Annotated in this window: 16 protein-coding genes; 13 read left to right on the top strand and 3 right to left on the bottom strand. The window is 49.5% G+C overall.

All coding sequences use genetic code 11. From position 1 onward, the window contains the following. Positions 1-319 precede the first annotated feature (319 nt). The 3 genes from C1752_RS27470 to recD2 all read right to left on the bottom strand — a co-directional run bounded on the left by C1752_RS27470 (position 320) and on the right by recD2 (position 3,401). Complete coding sequence (locus C1752_RS27470; protein ID WP_110989226.1) at positions 320-643, bottom strand: hypothetical protein; 324 nt, start codon at positions 641-643, stop codon at positions 320-322. Positions 644-813: 170 nt separating this feature from the next. After that, positions 814-1,158 (bottom strand): hypothetical protein, encoded by a 345-nt coding sequence (locus tag C1752_RS27465; protein ID WP_110989225.1) that lies wholly within the window; start codon positions 1,156-1,158, stop codon positions 814-816. Beyond that, positions 1,155-3,401: an SF1B family DNA helicase RecD2 gene (recD2, locus tag C1752_RS27460; protein WP_370664165.1), complete on the bottom strand. Its 2,247-nt coding sequence runs from the start codon at positions 3,399-3,401 to the stop codon at positions 1,155-1,157. Before recD2 ends, C1752_RS27465 begins: the two co-directional genes overlap by 4 nt. Positions 3,402-3,500: 99 nt before the next feature. On the opposite strand from recD2, the gene C1752_RS27455 reads away from it, so the two are divergent. The 13 genes from C1752_RS27455 to C1752_RS28780 all read left to right on the top strand — a co-directional run bounded on the left by C1752_RS27455 (position 3,501) and on the right by C1752_RS28780 (position 10,948). Continuing rightward, complete coding sequence (locus C1752_RS27455; protein WP_110989223.1) at positions 3,501-4,055, top strand: hypothetical protein; 555 nt, start codon at positions 3,501-3,503, stop codon at positions 4,053-4,055. 456 nt (positions 4,056-4,511) lie between these two features. Next, positions 4,512-4,748: a hypothetical protein gene (locus tag C1752_RS27450; protein WP_110989222.1), complete on the top strand. Its 237-nt coding sequence runs from the start codon at positions 4,512-4,514 to the stop codon at positions 4,746-4,748. 161 nt (positions 4,749-4,909) lie between these two features. Continuing rightward, the gene (locus C1752_RS27445) at positions 4,910-5,716 is read left to right on the top strand and encodes a sigma-70 family RNA polymerase sigma factor (protein WP_233501916.1); all 807 of its coding nucleotides are present in this window, start codon (positions 4,910-4,912) and stop codon (positions 5,714-5,716) included. A 79-nt stretch (positions 5,717-5,795) separates the two neighbouring features. Beyond that, entirely contained in the window at positions 5,796-6,071 is a 276-nt protein-coding gene (locus C1752_RS27440; protein WP_110989220.1) for an HU family DNA-binding protein, read from the top strand. Further along, positions 6,071-6,424, top strand: a complete 354-nt coding sequence (locus C1752_RS27435; protein ID WP_110989219.1) for a hypothetical protein — start codon at positions 6,071-6,073, stop codon at positions 6,422-6,424. Before C1752_RS27440 ends, C1752_RS27435 begins: the two co-directional genes overlap by 1 nt. Positions 6,425-6,527: 103 nt before the next feature. Then, positions 6,528-6,776, top strand: a complete 249-nt coding sequence (gene rbp / locus C1752_RS27430) for an RNA-binding regulator (RefSeq protein WP_110989218.1) — start codon at positions 6,528-6,530, stop codon at positions 6,774-6,776. 76 nt (positions 6,777-6,852) lie between these two features. After that, a complete protein-coding gene (locus tag C1752_RS27425; protein ID WP_110989217.1) occupies positions 6,853-7,230 on the top strand; it encodes an AbrB/MazE/SpoVT family DNA-binding domain-containing protein in 378 nt (125 codons plus the stop codon). Positions 7,231-7,265: 35 nt separating this feature from the next. After that, positions 7,266-7,856: a uridine kinase family protein gene (locus C1752_RS27420; protein ID WP_110989216.1), complete on the top strand. Its 591-nt coding sequence runs from the start codon at positions 7,266-7,268 to the stop codon at positions 7,854-7,856. Beyond that, positions 7,853-8,317 carry a GNAT family N-acetyltransferase gene (locus tag C1752_RS27415; RefSeq protein ID WP_110989215.1) on the top strand — a complete coding sequence of 155 codons (465 nt, stop codon included), beginning with the start codon at positions 7,853-7,855 and terminating at the stop codon, positions 8,315-8,317. Before C1752_RS27420 ends, C1752_RS27415 begins: the two co-directional genes overlap by 4 nt. 555 nt (positions 8,318-8,872) lie before the next feature. Continuing rightward, entirely contained in the window at positions 8,873-9,124 is a 252-nt protein-coding gene (locus C1752_RS27410) for a hypothetical protein (RefSeq protein ID WP_110989214.1), read from the top strand. A gap of 334 nt (positions 9,125-9,458) precedes the next feature. Continuing rightward, a complete protein-coding gene (locus C1752_RS27405) occupies positions 9,459-10,511 on the top strand; it encodes a DUF932 domain-containing protein (RefSeq protein ID WP_110989213.1) in 1,053 nt (350 codons plus the stop codon). A 21-nt stretch (positions 10,512-10,532) separates the two neighbouring features. After that, on the top strand, positions 10,533-10,787 hold the full coding sequence (locus tag C1752_RS27400) for a hypothetical protein (protein WP_110989212.1): 255 nt from the start codon (positions 10,533-10,535) through the stop codon (positions 10,785-10,787). Between the two features lie 14 nt (positions 10,788-10,801). Next, positions 10,802-10,948 (top strand): hypothetical protein, encoded by a 147-nt coding sequence (locus C1752_RS28780; protein ID WP_158535248.1) that lies wholly within the window; start codon positions 10,802-10,804, stop codon positions 10,946-10,948. Positions 10,949-11,012 lie beyond the last annotated feature (64 nt).

Below are 11,012 nucleotides of genomic sequence, written 5' to 3'. Positions count from 1 at the left end.
GCTTAAGTTCGGCGGAATCAATGCAGGCCAGCCTGATTGTCTTGGTTTCTCCACTAGGATTCCGAACTCGAATTGTATCGCCATCACCCACAGAAACAACTGTGCCTGAGGTTTGAGCGAGGGCCAGGGCAGGGGTTAGGAAGCTCATTAGAACAATGCTGGAAGCTCCCAAAAAATGAAATGCATTCCTATATTTGACTGGCTTTTTGAGTGTCATCATAGCGATCGCCTTGGGGAACAGAAGGGTAGAAGGTACAAATAAACAGGAGCTACTGGCTTGGAACAGGCAGTTGAAATGGTGAGGAAGCTTACGATCGCTTTATTCGGTGACATCAGCTTTCCTCTGCAGATGATCTTTCTTAGTCGATACAGTAGGCGGGGCTAGAATCAAAACGCTTCCATCAGAACCAAACTCGAAGGTGTAACCGTCGCAGACAAAGCGCCCTTCATCAAGCTCTTGAAGCTCCCAGCAGGCCAGTCCAGTTGCCGCACCTGGGCGTTCAGGAAGGCTCTCCGGCGTAATTGAGGTTCCCTTGAATCGATCCGATATATTTTCTGCGGGTTCAGCCACTACACCTGAAGGAGAAAGAAGGCTTGAGGCCACAGCAACGGCAGCTACGAGACCGGAAGTTCTGAGGGACATGACGATGCCAAAACAACGACTAAAAGCATATTCATGTTTTCCTAGCTGCGTTGTAACTGTATTTCTACGGATATCTCTAGAATTCAGTAGAAATACGGAGATTTCAACTGCTATTGAACGTTTGAGTCCGCTGGCGTTAATAAGCTAATTAGAAAATCGCACAAACAGGGCTAGATAGAATCATCCAGCCATCGACAACTCGGACAATCCCAATGAACTACGGGCGAATCTCCCAGGTCAAACCTATGCCCACACCTGGGACAGCACCCGGTCACGATTGGATGGCTATCGTCAGTCTGCAGTAATTCACTCGCGGCCAGCCGATACAGCTCCCCACCATCAAACGCCCAGCCTTCAGGTACCCAAAAGCCCTGCTCTGCCACCTCTGAGATCGCAACATAATCAGCACAGCGATCGCTTAGGGGACCGAAGGGGTGAATGGCGCAGACGAGGTGGCCGGAGGGGTCGTGGTACCGGCAGGAGAAGCAATGGGGGAGTTTGTGGAGGGAAGTCATATGGAACCAAGTTCAGACTTGCCCATTAAATGCTGATCTAACAAGGTATACCGCTGGTGTACTTTATCTTGACGGACTGCCAGTCCAATCGCCTTCTTGGGACCGACGACAATTGCCAGTTGCTTGGCCCGTGTTAATCCCGTGTAGAGCAGGTTCCGAGACAACATCAAATAGTGCTGCATATACAGCGGCATGATCACCACCGGATACTCACTGCCCTGTGATTTATGAATGGTCACCGCCCAGGCCAGAGCAATTTCATTGAGATCTGCTAGGTCATAAGTGACCGTCTTGGTCGAGAATTGCACAGTCACATCTACCTCTTCCAAATCTATGGTCTCAATCACTCCCAGATCACCATTGAAGACATCCCGGTTGTAGTCATTCACCTTCTGGATCACCCGGTCCCCCACTCGCAAGATATTCCCTCCGCGATTGAGTTCCGGTTTATCTAATTGGGGCGGGTTGATTAATTCCTGTAAGACTCGGTTGAGATTACGAGTCCCCACCTCCCCCCGAGTCATGGGTGAGAGCACTTGCACCTCTCGTGCAGGGTGATATCCAAGGGTGGGCATCAACTGCTGAATGAGGTCTTTGATGCATTGCACTCCATCTGCCGGTTCAGGACCTCCCAGCCAAAGACAATCGGATTGAGGACAATCCGAGACACTCTCAAAGTTCGGATACTGGCCTTGGTTAATCCGGTGAGCATTGGTGACAATTTTGCTTGACCGGGCCTGCCGGAACACTTCAGTGAGCCGAACGACGGGAATCAATTGGGACGCAATCAGATCGCGCAGCACGTTACCAGGGCCAACACTGGGAAGCTGATCAATATCACCCACCAAAAGCAGTTGGGCTTCATTGGCGACGGCTTTAAACAGAGAGTTGGCTAAGAACAAATCAAGCATTGAGGTTTCATCGACGATGATGGCATCAGCGGGAATCGGATCGCTCTGATCTCGCTGGAATTTCATGGTCTTGGGGTCAAATGCAAGGAGGCGATGCAGGGTACTGGCTTCCTCCTTGGTCACTTCACTTAAGCGCTGGGCGGCTCGTCCAGTGGGTGAGGCTAAGGCTAGGGTTTTACCCATTGCTTTCCATAGGGCTGCGATAGTACGAGTGGTGAAGGTTTTGCCCGTCCCTGGACCACCCGTGAAAATCACTACCCGATGAGCAGCAGCCGTCTCAACGGCTTGGCGCTGTTGGGGAGAAAGGGTAAACCCGGTCTGCTCAATAAACCGATCAATCCACCGATTCACGCGGGTCAGGTCCACTTCAACCGGCTGGTGAACCAAGACTTTGATACGGTCCGCTAGCTTGGTCTCTGCATGGTAGAAGACGGGGGAATAGTCTAAGGTCTCTGGAGGTTCTGTCACGGAGGGGAAGGGGATTAGTTCTAGGCTCTGCTCCATCTGATCAATGATGGTGGTCACCTGGGCTGCGTTGGGGATGTGATCCTCGATTTGAAGGCGCTTGACGACTCGGTTCACTAACTCGGTTTTAGGGAGATAGCAATGGCCTTCGTCTGAGGCTTCACTCAGGACATGCAGGGTACCTGCTCGATAGCGAAAGTCGGAGTCGGGGGCAATCCCTAAGTTTCGGGCAATCTGATCGGCTATGACAAAACCAATCCCGTAGACATCTTGGGCCAGTTGGTAAGGGTTATACTCAACGATGCGGATCGCTTGGTCGCCATAAACTTTATAGATTTTGACAGCGTAGGTGGTGGAGACGCCGTGGCCCTGGAGAAACAACATCACGTCTTTGATCGCTTTCTGAGTGCTCCAAGCCGTCTGGATCATCTGCACCCGCTTTTTAGCAATGCCGGGGACTTCAATCAGACGGTCAATGTGATGCTCAATGATCTCAAGAGTCTCTAGGCCAAAGTGGGCCACGATTCGTTTTGCAGTGACGGGGCCGACGCCTTTGATGAGGCCACTGCCCAGGTATTTCTCAATGCCGGTGAGGGTGGCAGGTTTGGTTTCTCGGTATTGTTTAACTTGAAACTGGTCGCCGTACTGGGGATGGTCTCGCCAGATACCGGAAAGCTGTAGGGTTTGTCCGGGCTGGATGTGGGCAAATTCCCCCACAATGGTCACCAAGTCATGGGCTTTAGGAACTTTGAGCCGAGCGACGGTATAGCCTGTTTCTTCAGAATGAAAGGTGAGCCGTTCGACAACACCTTCGAGGTCTTCTAAGGGCGGCTGGGGAGTTGGGGTATAGCGAGGTTGGCTCACCAAGTATTGTTAGATGACTGATGATTCAATTGTAGAGGGGCGTTCCTTCTGAAATAGTTAATGGAGAAAGCAGTGACCCAGCTCTGTCGATAGGAGGATTTGATGGGAGAGGCAAAACGACGGAAGAAGGCGTTAGGGGCGACCTATGGTAATGTTCCTCCGGTGCTAGTACCGGGCAGCCGTCAGTTTGACGAACACCTACTAAAATTCGATGAAGCTTGGGCACAACAGCTTGCTAAATGGAAAGAGAGTGCTGGCGAGAGTACTAATCTCGATCAGGAACAGCAACAGATATTCAATGAACAGATCAAGAGCTGGATGGAGGGATATCTCGAACCCTACCGCCCAAACGTTCAGCAACAACTGCTCGGGGGCGTCATGGATGCTTTCTATGCTGAACTCGACTCAATTAGACAGAACAACAATCCTGATGTGGAGTCTCAAGGGCTATTCGGCTGGCTCATGGAGATACTAACGCTATATCCAATATTCATGCCTTATTTGTCCTCTGCTCAGAAACAAAGGTATGAAGGGCCGCTTAGAGATTTCTATGACATGATAATCGCTGAAAAAGACAACATGGAAGGAGAGGAAGCTGAAGTCAATCAGATAATGATCGACCTGTTTGAGGAGTGTTTTGACAATGAGGAAGGGTGAATAAAAGAAGCAAGGGTTAAACGGATGGCTGTATCGATTCAACTTGCTCTCGATGTATGTGGACCAGGATTATCTCTTCGATCTTCTCTAGAGAACCAAACGGCTGCAACCTCAGCACACTATCGATATCAAACCGCTGCCCTAGCTCCACAGCAGCCTCACAGCAGTACTCTCTAGTCTCAAACAATTGCGATGACAAGGGCGATCGCAACGCCCATGAATACAACTGAAAGCCCTCGCAATCCTCCCGCCAGACAACAGCAAGACTACCGATACGCTGAGCGGGGAGTACTACCTAATACAGATTGCTCATTGCTGCTTCTGATACAAAAGATGAAGAGCCAATATTCAGCAGTTTGCTGGGTGTAGCATGAGACAGAAGCAAATCTAAAGAAAATATAAATTCATTCAGCTTAATACCGCTTTACTCGTCATTCCATATCGGGAGTGGATGATATGTCACCTTCCTTTCTAAAAACCTTCTGGTGCATTATTGAGGTCTCGCCCGCTGGAGATCTGTTGCAATTTGACGATCGCCATCTTGCGGAGTGGTTGTGCGCTCAAGTGGAGAAGCGACAGTTCCTGAACCATGATGATCGAGACATGCTCAGGCGGTATATTCAGTCTCATCTACTGCTCATCCGCGATGTAGCTGATAGTCACCATTCAACAGCAGAGCCTTTGATGGTTTGATACCTTTACGCTGGCAATCTCAATTCTTTCCTCAACGTCTGCGTTTAAATTGAAAAAATTAGCCTGAGTCTGACGCTTGGCAATCTTAAGTTATGTCTATAAGACTTGTCTCGCATGAGCTTCCACGATAAACCTTTGACCAGTGGTGATGGGGGAGATTGATGGAAAATGACAGCCTCGGGCAGTATCTTAAGGAAATCGGTCGCATTCCGCTCCTCTCTGCTGAGCAAGAAATTGAGCTGGCCCAACGAATTAAGACGGGGGATGCCAAGGCCAAACAGCAGATGATTCAGGCTAATCTTAGGCTGGTCGTGGCAATCGCTAAGAAGTATCAAAACCGGGGTGTGCCGCTGCTGGATCTGATTCAAGAGGGCAGTTTTGGATTAAGCACCGCTGCCGAGAAATATGATCTCGCCCAAGGGTGTAGGTTCAGTACCTACGCCTATTGGTGGATCCGACAGTCAATGACCCGTGCCGTTCAGTTACAGTCGAGGACCATCCGACTACCCAGCCAAATCTATGAACGATACAATCGACTCCAGAAAACGCAGCGGACTCTGATGAAGCAGACGGGACGAATGCCAACGAACTCTGAGCTAGCGGAGGCGATGGACCTTTCGATTGAACAATTCAGGAACATGCTGCAGCATCTGCAAACTCCAGCATCCCTGGATATGGAGGTGGGAGATAAAAGACGCGAGAAAAACCGACTGATGGACCTCATCAAGGGTGATGATAATCCTGCTGAAGTGCTAGAACTTGCTTCAACCAAGGAATCGATTAGAGCGATGCTCGGGATTCTCAGTGAACGGCAGCAGCACATTATCAGCCAGCGCTTTGGTCTTGACGATGGCGAAGCAAAGTCTTTTCAAGCCATTAGTGAGCAGCTAGAGATCACCCGTGAAAGAACACGGCAAATTTATCATCAAGCAATGAAACGGCTGACTCAAATGTACAACGCGGCTTAGGAAGGCAACGCTGGGGCCACTACCCAGAACCTCTCAATACTCATACAATGCATCCAATATCGATGAATGAGGTGTCCTAATGAACAAAGGTGATTTAGTTGATGCGATCGCAGATAAATCTGGCGTCACCAAGAAGCAAGCTGACGAAATATTGACGGCGACAGTTGATACCATCGTCGAGACTGTAGCCGGTGGAGACAAGATTACTCTGGTGGGCTTCGGAAGTTTCGAGCCAAGAGATCGCGCTGCTAGGGACGGGCGTAATCCTAAAACCGGAGAAGTAATGAAGATCAAGGCGACGACGGTACCAGGGTTCAGCGCAGGGAAATCTTTTAAGGAGAAAGTGAAGGGCTGATGGGATCTTCTACCCAGCAAGAGCTTAAAAACGACTGGGTAATCCTTCAAGAAAGGTTTGGAAACCTATCGGACCCAAGCTACATTAAAAAGCTAGCAACCTCTGGTCATACTGAACACGGCAAAGGGGCCATTCTCTTCCACATTGCAAAGGGGCAACCCGTTGCCTATTACAAGCCTTGGGAGTACTTCAAGGAAGCAATTGATAACAGCGATTTCAAAGATGGGCTAATCAGTGAAATTAATGACTACAACCCGAAGGATCAAGCTGTTGTGGTCGCTTCCTTTGATGATGTTTTCCTACAGAAGGACATCACCTATCTTTGGTTCGGCTTGGAGATTGCCAGTGAATAGAAAGTCATTGAGTGCAGCATCAATCCCATACCCAGCAGCGATTTGCTCAACACCTTACAAATGTCTTAACCTAGAAAACTGAAGTATTTTTCAATCAACATCCATGACGATTTACATCGGTAACCTCTCCTACGACGCCACCCAAGACAATATCAAAGAAGTCTTCGCTGAATACGGCACCGTCAAAAAAGCCCACGTCCCAACAGACCGTGAGACCGGACGGCCCAGAGGTTTTGCGTTCATAGACATGGGTTTAGATAGCGAAGAAGAAAAAGCGATCGCTGAACTCGATGGAGCTGAATGGATGGGCCGAACGCTCAAGGTCAACAAGGCTAGACCTAGGGGAAATTAGGGATTTTTCTAAGCTGGAGTGCCAGCTAGATTTACAATCAATTTCTACTCAATTCAATCAAGGGCATTCAGCATTGATGGCGAAGAAAACAGCAGCAAAGAAGCAAGACATTCAGCCCTTAGTTGGGAAAGAACTACTCAAAAAGCTCACAACCTTATCCCACCTCTCTAAGCGAGAAAAAGCAAAGGAATGTGGCTATGAGATAGGTGGTCGAGTGAACCAAAGTGGTTTCATGAATGCCATCCTGGAAGCCAAGGGCATTTCTCTAGACGGTGATGCCAATGGCGATAGTAGAGGTCGAGAGGCAACCTATCGGGTGAAAGTCCACAAGAATGGGCAGCTAATGATCGGGTCTTCCTATACAGAGAAGATGGGTCTACAAACTGGCGATGAGTTTGAAATCAAGCTCGGTTACAAGCATATACATCTTGTTCAGATAACTGAAGACGATTAGGAGCACTTGCGATCGACCTCTAGCCCCCTAACAACATGATCAGCTCTCGTACCATTGGTATCAGTGGGGGTAGTGGGTCGGGCAAGACCACACTGGCAAAAGCTCTAGTAGAAAGGCTAAAAGGTCGGGCGCTACTTCTCAGTCATGATCGATATTATTTCCACATGCCTTGCGGGAATTACGATACCCCAGATGCGCTCGATACAGCGCTAATGCTCTCGCATTTGGACAGCCTCCAATCTGGCCATGCTGCTGAACTGCCGATCTACGACGAGGTGCATAGCCGGAGGAAGACTGAGACGGAATGGGTACAACCCTATGAAATTATCGTTGTTGAAGGCATCTTCGTTTTTTCAGTTTCTGAAATCAGAAGACAACTCGATTTCAGTATTTATGTTGAGACCCCTGAGAAGGAGCGCCTGCAGCGGAGAGTCATCAGGGACTCGCAAGAAAAACTGAGAGCGAAGTCTAGCATCATTAAGGAGTGGCATAGCAATGTAATGCCGACCCATCAATCTCAGGTTGAGAAAGGGGCTGAAATCGCGGACCTAATAGTCTCGGGGCAAGGTCAGACAAGAGAAGCTGTGACTCAGATCCTATCTCAATTTGACTGGAGCCATGATTGAGGGGAATCGCATACCATCGCACGTCTGTCGCCAGCATCCTGCAGCTCCGCCACCGGATACTGCGGAAAGGGCACCCGATCACTGAGGTAATGTTCCCCGAAGACAGCGACGAAGCCAGTCGCCACTATGGAGCCTTCGACGACACAGGCCAAAACCTTTGCTGTCTATCGCTACTCCCTTCAGTCTGGCAAGAGCAACCCGCCTGGAGACTGCGGGCGATGGCGACTGATAAACACTGGCGAAACCAAGGTATAGGCTCTGGCTTGCTTCGGTTTGCGATCGCATCGCTAGAGAACGACAGCCAACTTCAGACGATCTGGTGCTATTCGAGGGTTAGTGCCAGGGGATTCTATGAAAGACTGGGATGGCAGGCGGTGTCTAATGTCTTCGACTATGGCAATGCTGGGCCGTCGATCACGATGATTTGGGGTTGCGATATCACCGCTAACGCACCTAACTAACAACTTGCTTGGCGACGGCACGAGCGATCGCTTGCAGACGCTCTTATGGCTGATAGCTAACTACTGCGCTGCGTGATCGCTTCGGGGCAGGCGAGGGCACACTGAAGATATTCGCCACAGTATTTCGCTTACGACTCTCCCCCGAGCGTAAGACTCAGAACAGCCCCTAGCAATTAGCTAGGGGCTGTTTGTGTTTTATGCTTTACGATCGGAACTCAACAATTCAAGCCCCAGAAATGCATACAAGAGTGATGCTGAGCTGGGGCTAGTTTTCCTCTCTGGGCTGATGTAAGTAGGCGCAAATGACAGAAGAAAACGCACGGACGCTTCGCCAGCGGGCAATTGGGTGGGGCTGCTCACAACACAAGCAAGCTCTAGTCAACCGCCGACAACGCCCCTCCCAACACCCCAAAAAGATAGCGACAGGTCTGCCCGTCAAGAGCTTTCGCGGCATATCCTCGCGCCGCTCCGGTATTCCACGACTCTGGACTCGATCACAGATGCTGCATTCTGGGAGATGCGATCGCAACCTGGAGGGAGGAAGCATTATGATAAATGCAAGAATCTGGAGAAAAAGCAATGGCAGCCAGTGACGCCCAGAAACGGGCCACTAAAAAGTATGTAGCAACCGAACAAGGTAAAGAAGCTCGTAAGAAAGCATCTGAGAACTACTTTTCTTCAGAACAGGGTCAACAGAAACTCAAGGAAGCCCAACAAAAGTTTGAATCCTCTGAGGCACGAAAAGAATATAAACGTCAGTGGATGAAAGACTATTACAAAAGGAAAAAGGCTGAGAAGCAGAGATAAACTTGCGATCAGCTCAATTTATGTAAACCCGGTCAATGATCGGGTTTTTTAATGGAAATTCCTTGGACAGTGCTTGATATATTTACTTAAATTCTGTACTATAGATATATAGACAACAGACAAGTTAAAGCCAGCCGGACAAGCAGCGGCCAAGGGAAGAAACCCTAGATGAGCGTTAAGTTCACCCCTGGGAACCGTGAAGCCAACGAGCGTAGCGGCGATGGATAAATAAAACTTGTCTAGCTATGACTCAAATCTTTTGACTGGCGGAAGGGAATCAATTGGAACCTGGCTCCCCTCCGCTGGTGAATACACACCTAAAAGGGATTAAATCATGAAAGAAGGTTTAACGATTGTTGAAATGGCACAGCAACTCCAAGATCAGGCTTCTAAAAAGCGTGACTTTGTTGCTGATACCCGACAACTGGAGATGAACGCCGATGGCTCGATTACTATCGAAGCCGAAACCGTCGAGCGCTTTGCTACCTCTGAACACACCCACGCACAGATTGCTCAACGCCTCAATATTCCGACGACTTACTACAAGCGGATGAGAAAGGACGCGCCGGACTTGCTCTCTCAAAACGTCAACCACTGGTTTTTAGAGCGACCTGAACCCCGAATGCTTCGCACCCTCGACGGCACCGCGAGAGCTTTCCTGAGCAACCGATACCGCCGAGTCGATAATACAGCCATTGTACAGACAGTATTGCCAGTCATCAGTGACTTCGGAGATGACCTGAAAATTTGCAGTATCGGACTTACTGATAGCCGACTCTATATAAAAGTCATCAACGAGCGTATGCAGCTTGATGTAAAAGTCAACGACGCAGTTCAGGCAGGAGTTATCATCAGCAACTCTGAAATCGGGCTAGGCTCTATCCGTATTGAGCCTTTGGTCTATCGCCTTGTGTGTCGAAACGGCATGGTCATTCCTGACCGTGGAATGAAAAAGTATCACGTTGGCCGTGCCCTCGACAATGATGATGATGCTTACGAAATTTTCACCGATGAAACCAAACAGGCTGAAGATGCGGCACTTCTTCTGAAAGTTCGAGACATGGTGAAGGCTGCGACTTCTGAAGCGTTATTCACTCAGATTGTGAATCAGATGAGGGATGCCACCGAGCGCAAAATTGAGGGCAATCCTGTCAAAGCAGTTGAGGTGTTAGCCGATAGCTTCACTCTCAATCAGTCCGAGCAGTCTGATATCCTTACCCACCTTATTCAAGGCGGCGACCTGAGCCAGTACGGACTTCTTAACGCTGTCACGCGATCTTCGCAAGATGTCGAGGACTATGATCGCGCTACCGAACTCGAAGCGATGGGTTCGCAAGTAATAACACTGCCAGCAGCCCAGTGGAAGCAGTTGGCAACTGCTAAGTAAGCAAAGGACGAAGGGGCAGCAATGCCCCCAAGTATTCAAACCAAAGGATTTTCGATGATTCGCAATATTTTCTACTTTGGACTAGGTGCCGTGGCCGCATCCTTTGTGACCCATGCAGGCGTCCCCCTCTGGACGCATTTCTCAAGGCTCATCAACTGGGATATCGCAGCAGAGGCGGCGAGTGACATCGTTGAAACTCTTACTGAGGGGTCAGACAGCAGTGAACAGGGCCAGCGCCCGAACGACAACGGTAATGAGTTCGTTGAGCAAATCTGACTGGAGCAATACCCATGACCACCAACAGCAAGACCCGCCGACCTCTCAGAGGCGACGGCGAGTACCGAAAGCACCGCGACAAGCGCCAGTCTCGCGATTACTGGAAGCGAGAGCGGACAGCGGTTAAGCGAGAGATACAGAAAACACGGGAGGAGTCGTGATGCACTACAACCCTATCAATAGATTTGCGTTTGTAAATCTAGGGCAAGTCCCTAGCGATGATCG

Origin of the sequence: Acaryochloris thomasi RCC1774, assembly GCF_003231495.1 — a bacterium.
In the GTDB taxonomy this organism is placed as follows: Bacteria; Cyanobacteriota; Cyanobacteriia; order Thermosynechococcales; family Thermosynechococcaceae; genus RCC1774.
This window is presented reverse-complemented; position numbering and strand designations above follow the sequence as displayed.

What these genes read in the sequence shown, in the direction of transcription:
- C1752_RS27470 (WP_110989226.1), bottom strand. Translation starts at nt 643, where the DNA reads ATGTCCCTCAGAACTTCCGGTCTCGTAGCTGCCGTTGCTGTGGCCTCA.
- C1752_RS27465 (WP_110989225.1), bottom strand. Translation starts at nt 1,158, where the DNA reads ATGACTTCCCTCCACAAACTCCCCCATTGCTTCTCCTGCCGGTACCAC.
- C1752_RS27455 (WP_110989223.1), top strand. Translation starts at nt 3,501, where the DNA reads ATGGGAGAGGCAAAACGACGGAAGAAGGCGTTAGGGGCGACCTATGGT.
- C1752_RS27450 (WP_110989222.1), top strand. Translation starts at nt 4,512, where the DNA reads ATGTCACCTTCCTTTCTAAAAACCTTCTGGTGCATTATTGAGGTCTCG.
- C1752_RS27445 (WP_233501916.1), top strand. Translation starts at nt 4,910, where the DNA reads ATGGAAAATGACAGCCTCGGGCAGTATCTTAAGGAAATCGGTCGCATT.
- C1752_RS27440 (WP_110989220.1), top strand. Translation starts at nt 5,796, where the DNA reads ATGAACAAAGGTGATTTAGTTGATGCGATCGCAGATAAATCTGGCGTC.
- C1752_RS27435 (WP_110989219.1), top strand. Translation starts at nt 6,071, where the DNA reads ATGGGATCTTCTACCCAGCAAGAGCTTAAAAACGACTGGGTAATCCTT.
- rbp (WP_110989218.1), top strand. Translation starts at nt 6,528, where the DNA reads ATGACGATTTACATCGGTAACCTCTCCTACGACGCCACCCAAGACAAT.
- C1752_RS27425 (WP_110989217.1), top strand. Translation starts at nt 6,853, where the DNA reads ATGGCGAAGAAAACAGCAGCAAAGAAGCAAGACATTCAGCCCTTAGTT.
- C1752_RS27420 (WP_110989216.1), top strand. Translation starts at nt 7,266, where the DNA reads ATGATCAGCTCTCGTACCATTGGTATCAGTGGGGGTAGTGGGTCGGGC.
- C1752_RS27410 (WP_110989214.1), top strand. Translation starts at nt 8,873, where the DNA reads ATGCAAGAATCTGGAGAAAAAGCAATGGCAGCCAGTGACGCCCAGAAA.
- C1752_RS27405 (WP_110989213.1), top strand. Translation starts at nt 9,459, where the DNA reads ATGAAAGAAGGTTTAACGATTGTTGAAATGGCACAGCAACTCCAAGAT.
- C1752_RS27400 (WP_110989212.1), top strand. Translation starts at nt 10,533, where the DNA reads ATGCCCCCAAGTATTCAAACCAAAGGATTTTCGATGATTCGCAATATT.
- C1752_RS28780 (WP_158535248.1), top strand. Translation starts at nt 10,802, where the DNA reads ATGACCACCAACAGCAAGACCCGCCGACCTCTCAGAGGCGACGGCGAG.